This is a genomic window from Micromonospora sp. NBC_01412 (assembly GCF_045040215.1).
Taxonomy (GTDB): domain Bacteria; phylum Actinomycetota; class Actinomycetes; order Mycobacteriales; family Micromonosporaceae; genus Micromonospora; species Micromonospora rubida.
The window spans coordinates 2,973,619-2,993,845 of the sequence record NZ_CP109528.1; the positions used below are offsets into that span (position 1 = coordinate 2,973,619).

At 74.9% G+C, this 20,227-nt stretch carries 18 protein-coding genes; 9 read left to right on the forward strand and 9 right to left on the reverse strand.

What is annotated here, in order from left to right; translation table 11 throughout:
- Window positions 1-12 precede the first annotated feature (12 nt).
- Complete coding sequence (locus OG617_RS13620; RefSeq protein ID WP_405101832.1) at window positions 13-1,923, forward strand: beta-propeller domain-containing protein; 1,911 nt, start codon at window positions 13-15, stop codon at window positions 1,921-1,923.
- A gap of 97 nt (window positions 1,924-2,020) precedes the next feature.
- Here OG617_RS13620 and OG617_RS13625 read toward each other — a convergent pair whose 3' ends face one another.
- Complete coding sequence (locus OG617_RS13625) at window positions 2,021-3,124, reverse strand: T3SS (YopN, CesT) and YbjN peptide-binding chaperone 1 (protein ID WP_405101834.1); 1,104 nt, start codon at window positions 3,122-3,124, stop codon at window positions 2,021-2,023.
- Between the two features lie 337 nt (window positions 3,125-3,461).
- On the opposite strand from OG617_RS13625, the gene OG617_RS13630 reads away from it, so the two are divergent.
- Window positions 3,462-3,830: a hypothetical protein gene (locus OG617_RS13630; protein WP_405101836.1), complete on the forward strand. Its 369-nt coding sequence runs from the start codon at window positions 3,462-3,464 to the stop codon at window positions 3,828-3,830.
- 161 nt (window positions 3,831-3,991) lie between these two features.
- Here the strand turns inward: OG617_RS13630 and OG617_RS13635 are convergent, their stop codons facing one another.
- A complete protein-coding gene (locus tag OG617_RS13635; protein ID WP_405101838.1) occupies window positions 3,992-4,246 on the reverse strand; it encodes a DUF6457 domain-containing protein in 255 nt (84 codons plus the stop codon).
- Entirely contained in the window at window positions 4,243-4,965 is a 723-nt protein-coding gene (locus OG617_RS13640) for a molybdenum cofactor guanylyltransferase (RefSeq protein WP_405103682.1), read from the reverse strand. Before OG617_RS13640 ends, OG617_RS13635 begins: the two co-directional genes overlap by 4 nt.
- Window positions 4,966-5,069: 104 nt before the next feature.
- Between OG617_RS13640 and OG617_RS13645 the strand changes: the two genes are divergently transcribed.
- Window positions 5,070-7,991 carry an AAA family ATPase gene (locus OG617_RS13645; RefSeq protein ID WP_405101840.1) on the forward strand — a complete coding sequence of 974 codons (2,922 nt, stop codon included), beginning with the start codon at window positions 5,070-5,072 and terminating at the stop codon, window positions 7,989-7,991.
- Here OG617_RS13645 and OG617_RS13650 read toward each other — a convergent pair.
- The 3 genes from OG617_RS13650 to OG617_RS13660 form a co-directional block, all read right to left on the reverse strand.
- The gene (locus OG617_RS13650) at window positions 7,978-8,562 is read right to left on the reverse strand and encodes a flavin reductase family protein (RefSeq protein WP_405101842.1); all 585 of its coding nucleotides are present in this window, start codon (window positions 8,560-8,562) and stop codon (window positions 7,978-7,980) included. The two genes, OG617_RS13645 and OG617_RS13650, sit on opposite strands and share 14 nt — an antisense overlap.
- Complete coding sequence (locus tag OG617_RS13655; RefSeq protein WP_405101844.1) at window positions 8,559-10,679, reverse strand: tetratricopeptide repeat protein; 2,121 nt, start codon at window positions 10,677-10,679, stop codon at window positions 8,559-8,561. The genes OG617_RS13650 and OG617_RS13655 overlap by 4 nt, the downstream gene beginning before the upstream one ends.
- A 125-nt stretch (window positions 10,680-10,804) precedes the next feature.
- Window positions 10,805-11,995, reverse strand: a complete 1,191-nt coding sequence (locus OG617_RS13660) for a hypothetical protein (RefSeq protein WP_405101846.1) — start codon at window positions 11,993-11,995, stop codon at window positions 10,805-10,807.
- A 324-nt stretch (window positions 11,996-12,319) separates the two neighbouring features.
- On the opposite strand from OG617_RS13660, the gene OG617_RS13665 reads away from it, so the two are divergent.
- Together OG617_RS13665 and fdhD are read left to right on the forward strand one after the other, a co-directional pair.
- Window positions 12,320-12,907: a flavoprotein gene (locus OG617_RS13665; RefSeq protein WP_405101848.1), complete on the forward strand. Its 588-nt coding sequence runs from the start codon at window positions 12,320-12,322 to the stop codon at window positions 12,905-12,907.
- A 143-nt stretch (window positions 12,908-13,050) separates the two neighbouring features.
- Window positions 13,051-13,905 (forward strand): formate dehydrogenase accessory sulfurtransferase FdhD, encoded by an 855-nt coding sequence (gene fdhD, locus OG617_RS13670; protein WP_405101850.1) that lies wholly within the window; start codon window positions 13,051-13,053, stop codon window positions 13,903-13,905.
- Window positions 13,906-13,947: 42 nt separating this feature from the next.
- Here fdhD and OG617_RS13675 read toward each other — a convergent pair whose 3' ends face one another.
- The 3 genes from OG617_RS13675 to OG617_RS13685 all read right to left on the reverse strand — a co-directional run bounded on the left by OG617_RS13675 (window position 13,948) and on the right by OG617_RS13685 (window position 16,528).
- Window positions 13,948-14,769 carry a metallophosphoesterase gene (locus OG617_RS13675; RefSeq protein WP_405101852.1) on the reverse strand — a complete coding sequence of 274 codons (822 nt, stop codon included), beginning with the start codon at window positions 14,767-14,769 and terminating at the stop codon, window positions 13,948-13,950.
- A 170-nt stretch (window positions 14,770-14,939) separates the two neighbouring features.
- Window positions 14,940-15,293, reverse strand: a complete 354-nt coding sequence (locus OG617_RS13680; protein WP_405101854.1) for a hypothetical protein — start codon at window positions 15,291-15,293, stop codon at window positions 14,940-14,942.
- 203 nt (window positions 15,294-15,496) lie between these two features.
- Window positions 15,497-16,528, reverse strand: coding sequence for a DUF4192 domain-containing protein (locus tag OG617_RS13685; protein WP_405101856.1), 1,032 nt, complete (start codon window positions 16,526-16,528; stop codon window positions 15,497-15,499).
- 231 nt (window positions 16,529-16,759) lie between these two features.
- Here OG617_RS13685 and OG617_RS13690 point away from each other — a divergent pair, with 231 nt between their 5' ends.
- From OG617_RS13690 to OG617_RS13705, 4 genes are read left to right on the forward strand one after another with little or no spacing between them, the layout of a single operon-like run.
- Window positions 16,760-17,677, forward strand: a complete 918-nt coding sequence (locus OG617_RS13690) for a fructosamine kinase family protein (protein WP_405101858.1) — start codon at window positions 16,760-16,762, stop codon at window positions 17,675-17,677.
- Complete coding sequence (gene moaA / locus OG617_RS13695; RefSeq protein ID WP_405101860.1) at window positions 17,674-18,687, forward strand: GTP 3',8-cyclase MoaA; 1,014 nt, start codon at window positions 17,674-17,676, stop codon at window positions 18,685-18,687. The genes OG617_RS13690 and moaA overlap by 4 nt, the downstream gene beginning before the upstream one ends.
- A gap of 3 nt (window positions 18,688-18,690) precedes the next feature.
- Window positions 18,691-18,966, forward strand: a complete 276-nt coding sequence (locus tag OG617_RS13700) for a MoaD/ThiS family protein (protein ID WP_396676716.1) — start codon at window positions 18,691-18,693, stop codon at window positions 18,964-18,966.
- A gap of 9 nt (window positions 18,967-18,975) precedes the next feature.
- Complete coding sequence (locus OG617_RS13705; protein ID WP_405101862.1) at window positions 18,976-20,220, forward strand: metallophosphoesterase; 1,245 nt, start codon at window positions 18,976-18,978, stop codon at window positions 20,218-20,220.
- The last annotated feature ends 7 nt before the right edge of the window (window positions 20,221-20,227 follow it).

Genomic DNA, 20,227 nt, shown 5'->3' on the forward strand with positions numbered 1-20,227 from the left:
GTCGAAGCGGGCATGACACGGGGACACCTCACCGCCGCAGCCGGCACGCTGGTCGCGCTCACCCTGCTGGCCGGGAGTGCCGCCGTCCTCCCACGCCACGAGCCGGAACCGCCGTCGGAACCGCCGTCGGGCCCGCTCCGGCTGGTCTCCTTCGACACCTGCGCCGAGGCGCTGACCCGGCTGCGCGCCGCAGCCTCCGCCTCGGTCGGGCCGTGGGGCTTACAGCCCGGCTGGCGCACGGGCATGACGCAGGGCGGTCTCGCCGATCCGGCGATGGTGCCCAAGACGGCGGACGGCGCGCGAGCGGCGGCCGGCGCGGCGGCGGAACACTCCGGCACCAACAACCACGAGCCCGGCGCCGACGAGCCGGACCTGGTCAAGACCGACGGCCGGCGGATCGTCACGGTCACCGGGGGCGTGCTGCGGGTGGTGGACGCGGCGACCCGGCGGGCCACCGGGCAGCTCGACCTGACCGGCGACGGCGGTCGTTTCGGGTGGTCGCCGGACAGCCTGCTGCTGCACGGGGACCGGGCGCTGGTCCTCGTGCGGTCGGCGGCGGTCCGCCCGGCCGTCGAGCCGTCGGGCAGCCGGCGCGCGGCCGACGTGCCGGCCGGGCCCCGACTGCTGCTGGTGGACCTGGCCGGGCGGCCCACGCTGACCGGGACGTACCGGATCGACGGGAGCCTGCTCGACGCGCGGCTCACCGGCCCGACGGCCCGGGTGGTGGTCCGATCGCAGCCCCGGCTGGTCTTCCCCGACCTCGACAAGGACGCCACCGACGCGCAGCGGCTGGCGGCGAACCGGGCGGTGATCGCCCGCGCCGGTCTGGACGCCTGGCTGCCGACGTACGAACGGACCGAGGATGGCCGCGGCGACGCCGGCCGGGTCGGCTGCGACCGGCTGAGCGCGACGGCCGACAGCACCGGTACCGCCGTGCTCACCGTGCTCAGCTTCGACCTTGCCACGGGCCGGCTCGGCGACGGGGACCCGGTCAGCGTGGCCGGCGACGCGGACACCGTCTACGGCACCGCCGGCAGCCTCTACCTCGCCGGCCAGCAGCAGCGGCCGGGCCAGCTCAGGCCGCGCGGTCAGCTCGGGCCCTCGGACGACACGACCACCGTGATCCACCAGTTCGACACCGGCGCCCCGGGCCGGCCCCGCTACCTGGCCAGCGGCGCGGTGCCGGGCACGCTGATCAACCAGTACGCCCTGTCGGAGTGGCAGGGCCACCTGCGGGTGGCCACCACCAGCAGCAGCGACAGGCGCGGGGTGCGACCGGCGACCGAGTCCGCCGTGTACGTGCTGACCCGCCGGGACGGCGCCCTGGCCCGCACCGGGACGGTCAGCGGGCTCGGCCGGGACGAGCAGATCCACTCGGTGCGGTACATCGGCCCCACCGGATACGTGGTGACCTTCCGACGCACCGACCCGCTCTACTCGCTCGATCTGACCGACCCGGCGGCGCCCCGGGTCACCGGCGAGCTGAAGATCACCGGGTACTCGGCGTACCTGCACCCGGCCGGCGAGGGGCGGCTGATCGGGGTGGGCCAGGAGGCCGACGCCGACGGGCGGGTGCAGGGCCTCCAGGTCTCCCTGTTCGACGTGGCCGACCCGGCCCGGCCCACCCGGCTGGCCCAGTACCACCTGCCGAGGGCCGGCTCGACGGCGGAGTTCGACCCGCACGCCTTCCTCTACGACCCCCGGACCGGCCTGGTGGCGATCCCGGTCCACGACGGCTCGCTACTGCTGCTGAGGGCCACCGGCGGGACCGTCACGCGGGTCGGCGCGGTCGCCCACCCAGGCCGCGCCCCCGTCGCCCGGTCGGTGCTGGTCGGCGGCGTCCTCTGGACCGTCTCCGACGCCGGCCTGCGGGCCAGTGACCCGTCCGGCGGCACCATGCTGGCCTGGCTGCCGGCGACCTGAGCCGCCCCCCTGCCGGCGGGTGGGGCCCGGCACCCGGGCCGCCCGGGTCCCACCCGCTCTCGACCTCATCGTGGCGTAGCCACGGCCGGCCCCTCCGTCAGAGGTACATGCCGGTGCGGTGCTCGTCCTGGTCCCGCCGGCCGGGCTTGTCGGCCTCGCCGAAGAAGCGCTTCCCGCCGAACTCGCCGTGCAGCCGGTCGTCCAGCTCGTCGGCGAGGCCGGTCATCACCTGCACGGCGAGCATCAGGTGGGTGGCCTGGAAGTCGCGGCCGAAGACCGGGATGGACGCCCACACCGTGTCGTCCGCGCAGTAGAGCCGCCCGATCGGCATCCGGTTGGTCAGCTCGGAGAGCTTGACGTAGAGCCGCTCGGTCGGCTCGACCTCGGTGAGCACCGGCGAGAGGACGTCGACCAGGGGCGGGTTGTCGCGGACCCGGACGAAGACCATCGCCGACCCGGCCCGGATGTTGATGTCCCCGTCCGAGTCGACCTGCAACTGGTCGGAGCTGGACTTGAGCATGGTGGAGACGACGGTACGCACCCGCTCCGCCAGGTCCAGCACGCCGCTCTCGGCAGCCTGGGCGCCTGCGGCGGCCAGCGCCTCGTCCAGGTCAGCCTCGACGTCCTGGTCCGGGCCGAACTCGCTGCGCGCGGTGCCCAGCGGCTCCACCGGCACGGGCTCGCCCTCTACGTCGTGCACGACGTAGACCAGGAACGCCGGGTGCGGCGCGCCGTAGACGTCCCGCAGGGTGCGGGAGAGCAGCGCGGCCAGCCGGGTCGCCTCGGCGGTGTCGCCCTCCAGGCCGAAGTGCTCGCCGGAGCCCGGGACCACCCCGGGCGGGGACCAGCCGAGCGCGACCATGTCGGCGACGGCGGACCGGTCCAGCCGGTAGCCCTGCGGGAGGGTCGCGTTGCCGACGGCCCGCGCCGAGAGCCGGCCCTCGGCGGTGAAGTCCACGCTGATCGAGTAGACGGCATTCCCGGTGCCGGAGGCGGTGGGGTCGAGGGTCAGCTCGACGTGCGTCCCGGCGGGCAACTCGCGCAGCCGTTCGGCCAGGGCCCGGGCGAACTCGCGCCAGGCCTCGGTCACCTTCGCCCGCAGGTCAGCCGTGGTCGGCTCGTCGAGCAGGATCGACTCGTGCTGCTCGTGCGTGCCGCCTGGCGGTTCTCCGGCCGGCGCCGAGGGGTGGCCTACCGTCATGATCGCCTCCGTCCGTCACGGTCACCCTACCCAGGACGCCCCGGGGCCGAATCAGGCCGACCAGGATCGGACACCGGCCCATGGCGCACGGAGCCGCGCCTGCGGTCATCAGGCATTCGCTATGGACGTCGCCCTCCCGTGGATTACCCGCGCCTGCATTCCTCTGCGGCAAATGTCGGCCGTGAATGCGAAGAGTAGCGGCACGGCATACAATGAGGTAGGGTCATATCCGGTTGATGACATCGGCGCATGGCAATAGAGCGACGTTTGCGAACGAGCATCAGCCCAGGCGCGATTCGCCGCGCCCACTCGTGTCCGCCCACAGGAAAGGGAAAAGATGAAGGCACCGAAAGCCGTTGTGACGCTGTTCTTCGCGCTCGTCACCCTCCTAGCCGCACCAACCGCCGCCAGCGCGCAGGGGGCGACGCCCGCACCCGTCGCGGCCGTTGATGACATTTCTGTGAACAGCAGCATCTGTGGCACGGGGCGCGTCGCGTCGATCGCGACCAACCTGCCCATTCGGAGCACCCCGTACACGACGGGAAGCCTGATCACGACGGCGCAGAAGGGATACCAGTACGACTGCGACGCCACCGTCACCGGCGGTTGGGTGACCGCCTGCGGCGTCTACAGCAACCTCTGGGTCAGAATCGTTTTCTCCAGCCAGGACGGTTACACGTACGCGGCATGCCTGGATGACGTGTAGGCCAAACACCTCTGCACGTTTCCGCGATAATGGGTGACGCCCGAAATGGTCCCGGCTTCCTGCCAATCTGAGGATTGGCAGGAAGCCGGGACCTGCTGGCCGACGCCCTGGGCTGGCCGTGTGCGGAACACCCGATCTGTGGCCGGCCAGGGCTGGAGAGGTCAGGCGGGAGGCTGGTCGCCCAGATCCACCGGCCAGGTGCCGGCGAGCGCGCTCAGCCGGCCGGCCGTCGCGGCCGGGTCGGCCCCACGCCCCACCGCCAGGCCGAGCAGGTACGCGCCGACCGGCGCACCCGGGCGCAGCACCTGGTGGGCGACGTCCCTCGCCAGGTCGAGCACGACCGGCACCGGCACCTGGTCCGGGTCGAGGCCCAGTTCCGCACAGGCCGCCGTGACCCAGTCGTCCATCACCGTCATCGCGTCCACTCCTCCGCCCGGCGTACGTCCTCGTCAGTGTCGCAGTCGAACCAGGGCGGCGGGCCCGTCCCCGACCAGGGCAGGTCGCGCACGGTCAGGCCGGCGAGCAACGCCCGCACGGCCGCGCCGTCGAGCGTCCCGCCCCGGGCGGCGGCGAGCCGGTCGAGGGCTGCCCGCAGCGGCGCGACCCGCCACACCCCACACAGCGGCTGCCGCCGGCCGTCGGGGTCGACGAGACACGCACCGTCCACCGCCGGGTCGGCGAGCTGGTCGCGCAGCATCCGCACCGCGGCCCGGGTGAGGAGGGGCAGATCGGCGGCGAGCAGGGCGACGGTCGGCGTACCGGCGGGCAGCAGGGACAGGCCCGCGGCCGTGGCGGCGACCGGACCGCCGCCCGGCGGACTCTCCCGGGTCAGCCGAACCCCCGGCGGCACCGGGCCCGCCGGGCCGACCAGGACCCGGACGTCGGCGTCGGCCACGGCGTCCAGCACCCGGTCGCGCATCGGCCGACCGCCGACCGGCAGGGAGGGTTTGTCCACGCCCCCCATCCGGCGCGCCGACCCGCCCGCCAACACGATCGCCGCCCAGCCCGCCACGCGGTCACCGTACCGCCCGCCCGGGCCGGGGACGCATGTCGCGGAGTCGACCGGCAGGGCGGGAGCGGACGGTCCGGACGGGTCTGTAAATCTTGTTAATTCCTTCATAGAGTGACGACTCAGGAACGCTCCGTCCGAAGCCTCGTGGCGCCCGTGGCCGAGCCGGTCGGCAGCGCTTCGGGCCGGGGCGCCACGCTCTTCGATGTTGGACGGGGGGACAGGTGCACATGCCAGCAGGCGACCGTCCGGAACTGCCCACCCTGGTCGGCCGGGACCGGGAACGCGAGCTCCTGCACGAGGCGCTGGACCAGGCCCGGCGGGGCTGCGGCGGCACGATCTTCCTGGTCGGCGGCGACGGCATGGGCAAGTCCCGGCTGACCCTGGAGACGACCCACCGGGGGCGGCGGGCCGGGATGGGCGTGCTGCTCGGCCGGGCGGGCTCGACCGTCCGCGCCGTGGCCCTTCGCCCCCTGACCGAGGCTTTGGCCCTGCTGTTCCGCACCGAGCCGATCCTGGAGCACGCCTGCCTCCGGCCCTACCGGTCCGCCCTCGGCGATCTCATCCCGGAATACCGGTCAACGGAGACGGCGACGACCGCGCCGTCCCCCGTGCTGCTCGCCGAGGCGGTGCTGCGGCTGCTCTCGGTCACCGGCACCGGACGGGGCTGCCTGCTCGCGCTGGAGGACCTGCACGACACCGACCCGGCGACGCTGGCGGTGGTCGAGTACCTGGCCGACAACATCGCCGACCAGGGCACCCTGCTGCTGGCCACCCTCCGGCCCGAGCCGGGGCCGGCGTGGGACCTGGCACAGGCGCTCGGCCGGCGGTGCAGCGGCACCGTCCTGCGCCTGGAGCCGCTGGGCCGCCGGGCCGTGCACCTGCTGGCGGCGTCCCGGCTGGGCCTGGCCCCGGAGCGGATACCAGAGCCGGTCCTGGACCGGCTCTGCCGCGACAGCGCCGGCAACCCGTTCCTGGCCACGGAACTGCTGCGCGCCATGCAGGACAGCGGCACCCTGGTGGTGGAGTCCGGCGGGTGTTTTCTGGTCGACGAGGTGCAGACCGAGGTGCCGCCGACCGTGCGGCACAGCGTCATCGACCAGGCCGACCGGCTCGGTCCCGCCGGCCGGCACCTGCTCACCGCCGCGGCCGTGATCGGCGAGCGGTTCCCGATCTCCGTGCTCGGCCGGGCCCTGCGGATGAAACAGGACGACCTGCTCGGGCACCTGCGCGCCGCCGTGACCGCCGGCCTGCTCGCCGCCGAGGGGGACGACCACGACTGGTACGCCTTCCGCACCATGACGACCGCCGTCGCGCTGCTCGGCCAGCTCACCCCCACCGACCAGGCCGCGCTCGCCCTCCAGTCGGTCGACGCGGTGAACGAGCTGTACCCGGGCCTGCCCGGGGAGTGGTGCCGGTTCACCGCCCGGCTCGCCCAGCTCGCGGGCGACGTGCGGGGCGCCGTACGGCTGCTCGCCCTGGCCGGGCGCCGGGACCTCAACGCCGGGCGGCTCCGGTCGGCGACCGAGACCCTCGACCGGGCGTGGCGGCTGTCGCAGGCGTCGGCCGACAACCCGCTCCGCGCCGACGTGCTGCACGAGTTGCTCTGCGCGTTGGTGGAGAGCGGCGAGGCCCGGCGCGGGTTACGGCTGCTCGACAACCTCGACGACCTCTGCCATCCGGCCGTCCCGCCCGAGCGGCTGGCGGCGGTGCACGTCCTGTTCGCCCGGCTCGCCCTCCTCGCCGGTCGACGCGCCGACGCCGCCACTCAGCTCGACGCCGCCCGTACGGTGCTCGGCCCCGGCGCCCACGATCGGCAGACTGCGGCGGTCGACGCCGTCGCCGCCGCCCACCTCGGCCCGGACGCGCCGGAGCGGGCCGCCCGGCTCGCCACGCACGCCGTGCAGAAGGCCGAGTTCGCCGGGCTGCCGGGCGTCGCCTGCCTCGGCTGGCAGGAGCGCGGGATGCTGGCCCGGCGGCAGGGCGCGGACGAGGCCCAGTGCTGCTTCGCCCAGATGCGCCGGCTCGCCGAGCGACACCACCTGCCGCTGTGGCGCAACCGGGCCGCGGTGCTGCTCGCCGAGCAGCGGTGGCTGCTCACCGGGGACACCGACGCGCTGCTGCGCGCCGCCGAGCGGGCCCGGCGGACGGGCGCCTCGGCCGCGCGGCACACGGTCGACGTCCTGCTCGCCTGGGACCACGCGCTGCGGGCCGAGTACGCCGAGGCCGAGCGGCTCGTCGAGGAGTGCGCGGCCGAGGCGCACCGGCTCGGGCTGGGCGACAGCGCGCCGCTGCTGGCGCTGGTCCGTGCGGTGTGCGCCGGGCACCGGGGGCGGCGGCACCAGCTGGACGCGGTGCTGGCCGGCCTCTCGGACGACGGCACGGGCCCGCCGGTCGCCGCGCTCGCCCACGGCATGGCCGCCACGGTGTGCGCCCTGCTGGAGGAGGACCCGGGGCGGGCCCGCCGCGAGCTGGACCGGGCGGCGGCGTGCGACGCCGGGCGGCCCGCGCCCTACCCGCTCACCGGCCAGCAAGGGCTGGGCCTGCTGCTGGCGGTGCTGGACGGCGACGCCGACTGGCGCCGGTGCTGCGAGGTCGGTGCGACGCCGGCCGGGCGGCTGCACTGGAACCGGCAGTTCGTGCTGCTGGCGAAGGCGGTGCTGCTCGGCCGGCAGGGCGAGCGGGATGCGGCCGGCGCGGCGGTGACGGCGGTGCGGCGGGCCCAGGCCCACCCGGTGGTGGTCCACCTCGGCCTGCGGCTCGTCGCGCCGGCCGCCCACGCGGACCGGTGGGGGGACCCGGTCGACTGGCTGCGCGGCGCCGAGGAGTACTTCTGCCGGGCGGGGCTGCCGGCCCCGGCCCGCGCTTGTCGGGCCCATCTGCGCCGGCTCGGCGTGGTGGTGCCGTACCGCCGCACCACGAGCCGGGTGCCGCAGCCGCTGCGGATGATCGGGGTCACCGAGCGGGAGTACGAGGTTCTCCAGCTCATGGCGGACTGGTCCGACAACCGCAGCATCGCCAGCGAGCTGTTCATCTCGCCGCGCACCGTGGAGAAGCACGTGGCGAGCCTGATCGCCAAGACCGAGCAGGCGAACCGGGCGGCGCTCAGCCGCTACGCCGCCCGGGTCCGGGACGAGGTCACGCCGGACTGACCGTCCGGTAGTGGCCGCCGAAGAAGACGGCCGGGTCCGCGTCGTCCCCGGCCTGGCACCGGTACGGGGAGCCGAGCACCAGCATGTGGTCGGCGACGCCGATGAGCTGGGTCACCGTGCACACCGCCACCGCCATCGCCCCGTCGAGCAGGGGCAGCCCGTCGACCGTGCGGTGCGCCACCCCGGCGAAGCGGTCCCCGGTGGCGGTCGCGAACCGGTCGGCCAGGTCACGCTGCCGGCGGTCCAGCAGGTTCACCGCGAAGCCGCCCTCGGCCGTGATCGCGGCCAGCGTTCGGCTCGTACGGGCCAGCGAGACGAGCAGCAGCGGCGGGCGCAGGGACACCGAGGTGAACGCGTTCACCGTGCAGCCGACCGGCCGCCCGGCCAGCCGGCTGGTCACCACCGCCACCCCGGTGGCCCAGTTGCGCATGAACTCCCGCAGCTCGGGGCCGCTGACCGGGGCCGGCCGCGCCGGCTCGGCCCCGGGGGACGGCGGCGCGGCCGGGGCGGGGTCCCCCGGTGGGACCCGGACGGCCCCCGCCCCGGCGCGCCGGGAGGCCGTGGTGGTCACCGCGCGCCGGCCAGGTTCGGCTGCCCGGCGGTGCCGGCCGCCCGGTCGGCCCGGGAGGCGTCGACGTCGCCGAGCTCGGCGTGGCAGCGGGCGCGCCGGCTGAGCAGTTCCTCCCGGTCCGCACCGGGCATGTCCATCGCCCGGCTGTAGTCCGCGACCGCCTCGGCCCACCGGCCCGCCGCCTCGTGGACGAACCCCCGGTTGTACAGCAGGTCCGGGTTGTCCGCGTCCACGGCGATGGCGGCCGTCAGGTCGGCCACGGCCCGCTCGTGGTCCCCGCCGTCGAAGGCCAGGGCGGCCCGGCTGGCCAGCGCGGCCACCAGCGCCGGGTCGGCCGCCAACGCCTCGTCGAGGTACCGCCGGGCGTCCGCCTCCGCCCCGTCCGTCACCGCCAACACGCCCCGCAGGTGCAGCAGCCGGGCCTCGCCGGGGTGGCGGAGCAGCCCCTCCTCGACCTGCGGCCGGGTGGCGTCGACCGAGCCCTCGTCGAGCAGCAGGCTGATCAGGTTCACCCGGGCGTCGAGCTGGTCGGGTTCCAGCTCGACCACGTAGCCGAAGTCGGCGATCGCCCCCGCCAGGTCGCCCAGCTCGGCCTTGAGGTCGGCCCGGTTGTAGTACAGCTCGAAGAAGGGCGGCGACAGGCTGATCGCCGTGTCGCAGTCCGCGACCGCGCCAGTGAGGTCGCCCAGCCGGCGCCGCACGTCGGCCCGGTCGAAGTAGTAGTCGGCGTAGTTCGGGTCCAGCTCGATCACCTTGGTCAGGTCCGTCAGCGCCTCGTCCAACCGGCCCAGGGCGAGGTACGCCTTGCCCCGGTTGTGCACCAGCACCGAGCGGTGCAGCCGGTGCTTGTCGCCGGGCAGCTCCCGGTCGAGCCGGTTCAGCCCGTCGTCGACCAGGCGAAGCGCCGCCGGCAGCCGGCCCAGCCGCATCTCGATCAGCGCCAGCCCGTTGTTCTGGAACACCGAGTGGAAGGCGCGTTTCTGCGGGTCGGGCAGCAGCGAGGCGATCGCGATGGAGTTGTTGATGTAGCCCCGGGCCAGGTGGTGGTCCCTCAGCTCCTCCGGGTGGAAGCGGGTGTAGAGCATGGCCAGCGCGTACCCGGTGGACATCTGCAGCTCCGGCTCCGCGTACCGGCTGCGCAGGTCAAGGTAGGTCGGCTCCGCCTCGACGGTGCGGCCGAGCACCACCATCGCCGAACTCGCCCGCGTGCTGAGCAGCCAGAACCGCTCCATCTGCGTGTCGGGGTCGACGACGGCCCGGCCACGGGTCCCATAGTCGATCACCGCGTGGTAGTAGCCCAGCGCACCGCAGTGCCGCGCCGCCTCGTACAGCGCCTCCGCGCCGGCCCCGGCGGGGTCGCTGCCGCGCTCCAGCTGCCAGGGGATCGCGCCGAGCTCCAGGCTCCAATCACCCCGTCCGCGAAGCAGCGCCGCGCGGGCGTCGTGCAGCGCCACCCGCGCCTGCGGGTCGGCCTGCCGGTACGCGGCCAGTTCGGCCGGGTCCGCAGAGGTGCCGTCCGCGTCGACGTACGCCCGGAGCAGTTCCTCCGGGTCACGTCCGGGCCGGCCGGCGACCTGGGTCAGCTCCGGCAGCCGCCCCGCGTACCGGTCGAGGGCCGCGGTCAGCTCGGGCTCCAGCGCCCCGCCGCCGGTGCCGATCAGCACCCGCACCACGTCCGGCCGCACTCGGCGCAGGAAGATGGCGAGGAACTCCTGGTCGGTGGGGTCCGCCTGGTCCACCCGGTCGAACGCGAGCCGCAGCGGGAGGCGGCCGGCGCGGGCGGCGTACCCGGCGAGGAACTCCGTCGCGCCGTGCGCCAGGCGGCGGGTGCGGTTGGCGGGGTAGATCCGGGTCCGCTCCTCGGGCACCGCCAGGGAGGTGAGCGTCTCGGGTGCCGCGTCGATCGCCCCGCGCAGCTCCGGGGCGGCGGACAGGATCTCGGTCAGGTGCCGCTGGACGAGGTCCGGCCAGCGTCCGTACGCCTCGGGTACGACCAGCCGCAGCAGGCTGCCCAGGCCCATGTAGGGACCGCGCAGCCCCCGGTGACAGTCGACCGCGATATCGACCTGTTCGCCGTCGACCGGCGCCGGCCCGATCCGCCATTGGTGTGCAGTCATGCCGTTGCTCCTCCGTTGGGATGGACCTTGCGTCGCGGTGGGTGTCGGGGGTGGCCGGGCGGGGGTGGCCGGGCGGGGGTGGCCGGGCGGGGGTGGCCGGGCGGGGGTGGCCGGGCGGGGCGCCGTCAGCCCGCCGTCGCCGGGTCCGGTGCGGGGGCGGCCCGCCGCCGGGTACGGCCGGCGAGCAGCGGCAGCAGCACGATCTCGAAGGCGACCAGCAGCAGCGACCCGATCGAGTCCCAGAAGCCGGGGCCGGTGGGGGAGCCGTTCACCAGGGCGGAGACGACCCGGGAGGCGAACTCCAGCACCAGCGGCGCGGTCCACAGCGTGACGGTCACCAGCAGCGCCACGACCCCGCCGCAGGTGATCAGCGCGAACCAGGGCGCGAGCTGCCGGTCGCGCGGGGACCAGTCGTCCTGGGGCTCGTCGGACGGGCGCACCCAGGGCAGCCAGGCGAACCGGTCGCGCAACCAGGCCCGGCTCACCTCGTGCAGGTTGGTGCAGCCCAGCGCTGTGGTCGCCACGTAGTACAGGTCGGTGCGCAGGAAGACGTAGAACTGCCAGGACATCCGCAGCAGGACGGTGTACGCCACCGCCAGCGCCAGCCGTCCCGGCCAGGACAGGCCGTCGGACAGGCCGACCCAGGCGACGAGCACCAGCGCGCCGAAGAGCACCGCGTCGGCCAGCAGCCCGGCCAGCATCGGCAGGTAGCGCTGCCGGGCCGGCACGGTGAGCAGGGCGTCCAGCTCGGTCTCCACCACCGCGTAGTAGAGCCGTCGGCCGACCCGCATCCGGGTGGGCAGGCCGAGCCGGCGGGCGGCGAGCAGGTGGTACCACTCGTGCCACAGAATGCCCGGCGACTGACACAGGGCCAGCCCGAGCTGCACGGCGAGCAGCGAGGGGACGAAGAAGACGTTCCGGGCGTGCGGCCGCAGCTCCGGCCGGCTCACCATGGCCACGGCGGCGGCGATCACGATCAGCGCGTACGCCGCCCAGGCCAGCGGGGAGAAGGCCGCGCGGCCGAGCCGCCGGAAGCGGACCTCGGGCGGCCGGGCCGGTGGTTCCCCGTCTGCCCGGATGAAGCCGAGTTCGCGCAGCGTGTCGACGAAATCGGCCATGTCGACGGGCTCCCCGAAGGTACGCCGGTACCACTGCTCCGCCTCGCCGACCGGCATCCCGTCGGCGAGGCGGCGCAGCAGCGCGACCCCGTCCTCGGGCAGCACTGCGAAGGACGCGGCGTCGATCCGGCCGACCGTGACACCGTCCCGCTCCGGCACGTACGTGAGCGGATGGAACTCCAGGCGGGTGGTTGACATGGTTCCTCCAGGGCATGGGCCCGGCGAAGGCCGTCCCGGCGCACCGACGCGCCGGGACGGCCGACCGGTCAGCAGCAGTCCGTGCAGTACAGCGGCGCCGACGTGGTGAGCTTGATGGAGCCCGTCTTGCGGATCGTGATCTTCTTCATGGCCGTTCACCTCCTCGGCCGGCGGGTCGTGGGGGCGGCCGGCTGAGGACGAACCTGCCAGCCGGACGCTCCGGGCGGCATGGGGAGCGGCCCCCAAACTCCCGCGCCGACCGGGCGGCGAAGATGGGGCCGTTCCCCCATGTCCGCGGCGTCCCCGCGCCGGGACGCTGTCCGCATGCGAGACGACGCGCTTTCGGTCATCATCTGCGGCTCCAGCGCCGCGATGGCGGCCTCCGGGTACCTGTCCTGGCTGCGCCAGGAGATCGACCTGCCGCTGCGGGTGCTGCTCACCGCCAGCGCCGAGCGGTTCGTGCAGCCCCAGGTGGCCGCCTGGTACGCGGACGAGGTGTTCGCCAGCGGCGATCCCGCGCTGAACCCCACCGAGTTCGCCAAGCGCTCGCTCGGCATCGTCGTGCTGCCCGCGACCGCCGGCACGATCGCCGCGGCGGCGCTCGGCCTGGCCGGCACCCCCGCGCAGACGGCCCTGCTGGCCAGCGACCGGCCGGCGATCTTCTTCCCGAGCATGAACAAGTCGATGTGGGTGAAGCGGATCACCCAGCGCCACGTGGAGACGCTGCGCGACGAGGGCCACACCGTCGTCGAGCCGCAGGAGCGGGTGATCTTCGAGCTGTGGCAGCGCGAGAACGTCGTCGGCATCGCCATGCCCCCGCCCGACGCGGTCGCGGAACTCGTGGCGAGCTGGCTGGAGAGCAGCCTGTCCGGCGAGGCCGAGGAGCCCGCCGGCCCGGCCGCCGCCTCCTGACCCGACGGGCCACGCCACCTCCCGCCCTCGACGGGGCCGCGCCGCTCTCGCCCCGTCGAGCCCGCGCCGCCTACCGTCTCCGTCCGGCAGACGCCACTGGTGGACGCGTGGTCCCGCCCGTGCCGTTCGGGCAGGATGGCGGGATGGGACGGGCGACTGACCGACGCAGCGTGCTGCGGATCGACCTCGACGCGGCCGACCCGACCCGGGCCAGGGTGCACCGGCCGGACAGCGTCTCCGTGGAGGAGCCGCTGGAGATCCGGGTCGGTCCGGGCGGCCCGGGCCGGCGGCGGCCGCTGGCGGTGACCATGCGTACCCCCGGCGACGACCTGGACCTGGCGATCGGGTTCCTGCTGACCGAGGGGCTGATCCGGTCCGCCGCCGACGTGCACACCGCCCAGCTCTGCGCGGGCGCGGACACGCCGAACACGTACAACGTGGTGGACGTGGTGCTCGCCCCCGGCGTGCCGGAGCCGGCCACCGACGCGGCCCGGAACTTCTACACCACCAGCTCCTGCGGGGTGTGCGGGAAGGCCAGCATCGACGCCGTGCGGACCCGCTCCCAGTTCGCCGTCGCGGACGACCCGCTGAGCATCCCGGCCGGGATGCTGGCCGAGCTGCCGGACCGGCTACGGGCGGCGCAGCGCAACTTCGACCGTACCGGCGGCCTGCACGCGGCCGGACTGTTCACCGGCGGCGGGGAGCTGGTGGTGCTGCGCGAGGACGTCGGCCGGCACAACGCCGTCGACAAGGTGGTCGGCTGGGCGGTACGGGAACGCCGCCTGCCGCTGGCCGGGCACCTGCTGCTGGTCTCCGGCCGGGCCAGCTTCGAGCTGACCCAGAAGGCGTGGATGGCCGGGGTGCCGCTGCTCGCGGCGGTCTCCGCCCCCAGCACCCTGGCCGCCGACCTGGCCGAGGAGGCGGGGATGACCCTGGTCGGCTTCCTGCGCGGCCGGACCATGAACGTCTACGCGGGGGCGCACCGGATCAACCACTGACAACGCCGGCCGCCGCAGGTCTTGCCGCTCGACGACGGACGGTCACGGCGTGAGGTGCTCCGGGCGCCACGCCCCACCGGTCACGTCCTCGACGAGCAGCAGGCGACCGTCGGGCGCTCGTTCGATGACGGCGAACGCCTTCGGCCCACTTCGGATGTGACCGAGACACACGACCTCCGTGGGTCCGATGGCCCCCCGGCACCGGTCGTGCATGTGGCCGCAGAAGTGCCACCGCGGCCGGAGGCGTTCGCACAACGTACGCAGCTCAGCCCGGCCGACCGGGCCGGTCCGGCGCGGTCCGGTGATCCCGGCCGGCCAGTCGTGGGTGAGCAGGACGTCGACGGCCCCCGTCCGGCGGGCCGCCCGACTCACCTGGTGTACCTCATCGGCCGTGTAGTAGGTGCGCTCCCTGGCGGTGTCCCGGCGCGCTTTGGGGACGTCGGTGACGCGGGGCGAGTGGATGCCGGACAGGAACGCCACCCGCAGGCCGGCGACCTCGGTGACACCCGCGCGACCCAGGAAGTGGACGTCCTCGCTCCACCGGCCGGGGCCGGCCGCGTCCAGCGCGGGCCAGGGCTCGTGATTGCCTCCGATGAAATACAGCGGGGCACCCAGGTCGATCAACCCCTCCGCGAGCAGCGGGAAGTCGCCGAGCTTGCGGTGCTTCTCCGGGCCGTGCACCCCCGCCGCGTCGGCCTCGTCGCGGTTGGCCTCGACGTCGCCGACGGCGAGTATGGCGTCGAGCGGGCCGAGCGCCTCACGGACGGCCGCCGACCAGCCGGCGAGCAACTCGAACTCGCCGTGGACGTCGCCGACCACGAGGACCCGGGCGGGCCCCGAGTCCGCCGGCCGTCCGCGTGTCACGACCCACCTCCTTTTCCTGTCCTGCCGCTCCGGACGACGTCATCCCACCGTGGACGTCATCCCCCCGACGACGTCATCCCACCGAGACGACGGAACCATCGACACGTCCGCCTCCGCCGTAGTCGACCACCCGGCCAGCCGTCAGTTCGAGGTCGGTGGCCTCGACGGGCTCACGCATGCGCCCTTGGCGCTGAGGGGGCGGGCAGCGGCAGGTCGACGTGTCGTCCCAGGCCCATCTCTTCGGCATCGTCTCTGGTGACCATGGCGAAGGCGCCGGCAGGCACACCGTCGAGCGCAGCCACCCGGGAGGCCGCCTTGAGCAGGACGTCCTCGTTCGCCCCGGCGATGAAGAAGACGTAGTTGCCGTCGTACTGCTCGCCGTCGTCCGGCACCTCGACCTGTCCCGCCTCATCGAGGCCAACCAGGAAGTCCTCGATCCGCTCGATCCAGGGGAACGGATAGGCGTCCACCGGCAGACCCGGGGTCGGCACCAGAGGTATGTGGATCTCGACGACGTCTGCCACGCCGACATGATCTATCAGTTGGGTGCGGCGCGCGGGCGAATTTCAGGAGCGGCCGAGGGTATTGCATGATCGTTTGTCGATAACGGACACTGCACACGGCGTGTCGTCTCACTCAAGCGCAGACGATCAATGAAGTCGTGCGGGCCTCGCCCCCCGAGGGGAGAGCCGGAAGCACCAGCCCGCCCTCCACGCCAACCGGCTCGTCAATCGCGTCGGCGGCGGCGGAGCACGCCGGGCGGGCCGGTCGTCGGCCAGCCGTCGAGCTGGGACGGGGGCACCCCGCGACGCAGCAGGTCGTCGAGGAGCAGGGCGAGCGAGTAGTCCGGGTGCGCCTCCAGCACCCGTTCCAGCGCCACCGCCGCGAGCGCCCCCTGCCCGGCCCGCCAGGCGGCGAAGGCCAGCAGGGAACCCGGAGCGGCGATCAGGTCCCGCTCGGCGCGGCGCAGGACGTCGGTCCAGAGGGCGAGGTCCCGCTCCCGCCCGTCGGTGCGCTCCCAGGCGTGGTCGCGGACCGGCAGATGGGTGAGGAGCAGGGTCAGCCAGGCCACCTCATCGTCGGTGAGTCGCTCGCCCCGCCGGCACCGGCGCAGGGCGGCGCGGACGGCGTCCACGCCGGCCCGGCGCAGCGTCCGACCGCCGAGCAGGTCGGCCTCGGGCGCCCCGACCAGCATGGCCGCCAGCCGGCGTTCGGCGCGGTCGACCGCCCGGCCCATCGCCACCCGGGCCGGGCCGCCGAACGGGGCCACCTGCGTGGTCAGGGCCGCCCGGTCGGGCAGGGCCACCTGACCGGCGAAGACCGCCGCCGCGCTGACCTCGCTGGCCCCGGTGTCGTACCGGGTGCCCTCAGCCGGGCAGCAGGCCGGCTCGTCACACAGATAGGACCAGTATCGGCCGTCGGTGACCCGCAGGGCGTCCAGCACGGTCAGCTCGGCTGCGGCCAGCGACCCGCGTACCGCGTCGACGGCCGGGGTGACCCGGGGGGCGTCGCCATAGCCGAGCACGGTGGCGGACTCGGCGCCCTGCCGGGCGATGACGCCGGCCAGGTGGGTGGCCGGGTCGAGCGGGTCGTCGCCCGGGCCGGGCAGGTCCGCCCGGGCGGCGAAGATGATCCGCCGGCCCCGCATCGCGACCACCACCACGCTGTCGGCGGGATGGAACCCGAGCAGGTACGGCACGGCCGCGATGAGGTCGGCGGGCGAACGGACGGTGAGCCGGGGGCGGTCGGTACGGGCCATGGGAGGCAGCCTCGGCCGCGTCCGAACGTCTCGACAGGGCCTGTGGACGACACGCGGGTTGTCCACAGCCACGGAGAGTAGCGGCGCAGCTCAGCCCCGGTCACCGTTGGGTCGGCGGTGACCCGGCAACGGCCGGTGGGGCCCGTCGCCTGGCCGGGCGGCACGCCCCGCTGACGTCGGACCACACCGGAGACACCCACGGGAAGCGCCCCGAGCGGCTACCTTGCGGTCATGGACCTGGCGTACCTGCGGGCGCATCCGGAACACCTGCCGACCTTCCTCACCCACCAGCGGATCCGGGAGACGCCGGTCGCCGGCGGGGACGTCTGCGCGGCGTCCCGGCTGACCCTGGACGACGGGCACTCCGTCTTCGCCAAGACCTGGCCGGAGGAGCGGGCCGGGCGGCCGGTGCCAGAGGGCTTCTTCGCCGCCGAGGCGGCCGGGCTGAGCTGGCTGCGGGAGGCCGGCGGGGTCCCCGTACCGGAGGTGGTGGTGGCGCTGCCGGAGCTGTTGGCGCTCGACTGGGTCGAGGCCGGCGAGCCGACGCCCGAGGCTGCCGAGCGGTTCGGCCGCGACCTGGCCGCGACGCACCGGGCCGGGGCCGCCGCGTTCGGCGCGGAGTGGCCCGGCTTCATCGCCGCGCTCCCCCAGGACAACACGCCGGACCCGGGCCCGTGGCCGGACTGGTTCGCGCGCCGGCGGCTCGCCCCGTACCTGCGGATGTCGGTCGACGGCGGCGCGCTCACCGGCGTCGAGGCCGCGCTGGTGGAGGCGGTCCTCGACCGGATCGGCGAGTTCGGCGGGGACGAGCCGCCAGCCCGGGTGCACGGCGACCTGTGGCCGGGCAACGTGCTCTGGGGGACCGACGGGCGGGCCTGGCTGATCGACCCGGCCGCGCACGGCGGGCACCGGGAGACCGACCTGGCCCAGTTGGCGCTGTTCGGCGGGCCGCCGCACCACGACCGGATCATGGGCGCCTACCGGGAGGCATGGCCGCTGGCCGACGGGTGGACCGAGCGGGTTCCGCTGCACCAACTCCACCTGCTGCTGGTGCACGCCGCCCTGTTCGGCGGGGCGTACCGCGAGGCGGTCGGCGACGCCGCCCGCGCCGCCCTGCGCGTGGCCGGGCGCGCTACGGTCGAGGGATGACCGTCCCCCCACCGACCGAGGGCGTCCTCGTCGACCGGTACGGCCGTGTCGTCCGGGACCTGCGCGTCTCGCTGACCGACAAGTGCAACCTGCGCTGCACGTACTGCATGCCGGCCGAGGGGCTGCCCTGGCTGGCCGGCCCGCAGTTGCTGACCGACGACGAGATCGTCCGGCTGGTCCGGCTGGCCGTGCGGCACCTCGGGGTGACCGAGGTGCGGTTCACCGGCGGGGAGCCGCTGATCCGCCCCGGCCTGGTCGGCATCGTCGCGGCGGTGGCCGCGCTGGAGCCCCGACCCCGGATCTCGCTGACCACGAACGGCCTCGGGCTGGCCCGGCTGGCCCCCGCCCTGCGGGCCGCCGGGCTGGACCGGGTGAACGTGTCGCTGGACACCCTCGACGCCGCCCGGTTCGCCCGGCTGACCCGGCGGGACCGGCTCGCCGATGTGCTCGCCGGGCTGGCCGGGGCGACCGCCGCCGGGCTCGCCCCGGTGAAAATCAACAGCGTGCTGATGCGCGGGGTCAACGACGACGAGGCCCCCGCGCTGCTCCGCTTCGCCCTGGCCCACGGCTATGAGCTGCGGTTCATCGAGCAGATGCCGCTGGACGCCCAGCACGGTTGGGACCGGTCGACCATGGTCACCGCCGATGAGATCCTGGCCGCGCTGCGTACCGGCTTCGACCTGGCCCCGGACCCCGCCGAGCGGGGCGCCGCGCCGGCCGAGACCTGGCTGGTCGACGGAGGACCGGCCCGGGTCGGGGTGATCGGCAGCGTGACCCGGCCGTTCTGCGGCGACTGCGACCGCACCCGGGTCACCGCCGACGGCCAGGTCCGCGCCTGCCTGTTCGCCACCGAGGAGTCCGACCTGCGCGGGGCGCTGCGGGCCGGGGCGGACGACGACGAGTTGGCCCGGCGCTGGCGCACCGCGATGTGGGGCAAGCGGGCCGGGCACGGCATCGACGACCCGGCCTTCCTCCAGCCGGCCCGGCCGATGTCCGCGATCGGCGGGTGACGGGTGCACCGCGACGTACCGGACCACCCGACCGGGCTGCTGACCGTCCGCTACTTCGCCGGGGCGCGGGCCGCCGCCGGCACCGCCGAGGAGACCGCGCCCGCCGGGCGGTCCCTGGGCGAACTCACCGGTGACCTGGCCGAGCGGCACGGCGTACGGCTCGCCGCCGTGCTGACCGTGGCGAGTTTCCTGGTCGACGGCGTGACCTGTCATGATCGTCGGGCACCGCTGCCGGCCGGAGCGACGATCGACGTACTGCCCCCGTTCGCGGGCGGCTGAGGAGGCTCCGTGTTGGCGACCCTGGCGTTCGTGGGCTTCGCGGCGCTCGTCGTCGGCCTGCTCCACTTCTACCTCTGGAAGCGGCTGGTCAAGGACACCACCGGCCCGGGGCGGTGGCGGCGGATCGGGGCCGTCGCCGCGCTGGTGCTGGCGCTGCTCGTCCCGGCCACGATGATCGGTACCCGGGCCGGCCTGTTCTGGCTGGCCTGGCCGGGCTACCTGTGGCTCGCGCTGATGTTCTACCTGCTGGTCGTACTGCTGGTGCTGGAAGTGCCGATGCTGGTCGCCCGGCTGGTGCTGCGCCGCCGGGTGGTCGCCGCCGAGCCGGCCGCCGCCGCGCCCGAGCCGGTGCTGGTGGGCGCCTCCGGCAGGGCGGAACCGCCGGCCGTCGCGGCCGTCGACCAGCCCGACCACGATCCGGACCGCCGGCTGCTGCTGGCCCGCGGCGCGGCGATCTTCGCGGGCCTCACGGCCGCCGGGGTCACCGGCTACGGGGTACGCAACGCGATGGGCCCGCCGCGCCTGGACCGGGTACGGATCCCGCTGGCGAAGCTGCCGCGCGGGATGGACGGGCTGCGCATCGCCACCGTCTCGGACATCCACCTCGGGCCACTGCGCGGCCGGGCGCACACCGAGCGGATCGTGGCAATGATCAACCGGCTGGACGCCGACCTGGTCGCGGTCGTCGGCGACCTGGTCGACGGCTCGGTCGCCGAGCTGGGCGAGGCGGCGGCGCCGCTGCGCGACCTGCGCTCCCGGTACGGCAGCTTCTTCGTCACCGGCAACCACGAGTACTACTCTGGCGTGGAGGAGTGGGTGCAGGAGGTGGACCGGCTCGGCCTGCGGGTGCTCCAGAACACCCGGCAGGAGATCCGGACCCCGGGCGGGGTGCTGGACCTGGCCGGGGTGAACGACGTCAGCGCCGCCGGCACCGGCCTGGCCGCCCCCGCCGACTTCGCCGCCGCGCTCGGCGACCGGGACCCGGGCCGCCCCGTGGTGTTGCTCGCCCACCAGCCGGTGGCGGCCGTCGAGGCGGCGAAGTTCGGCGTCGACCTGCAACTGTCCGGGCACACCCACGGCGGTCAAATCGTGCCGTTCAACCTGCTGGTGAAGCTCGAACAACCGGTGGTCTCCGGCCTCGGCGAGGTCGACGGCACGAAGGTGTACGTGACCAACGGCGCGGGATTCTGGGGCCCCCCGGTCCGCGTCGGCGCGGACCCCCAGGTGACCCTGGTGGAACTCCGCACCCCCTGACCCGGTG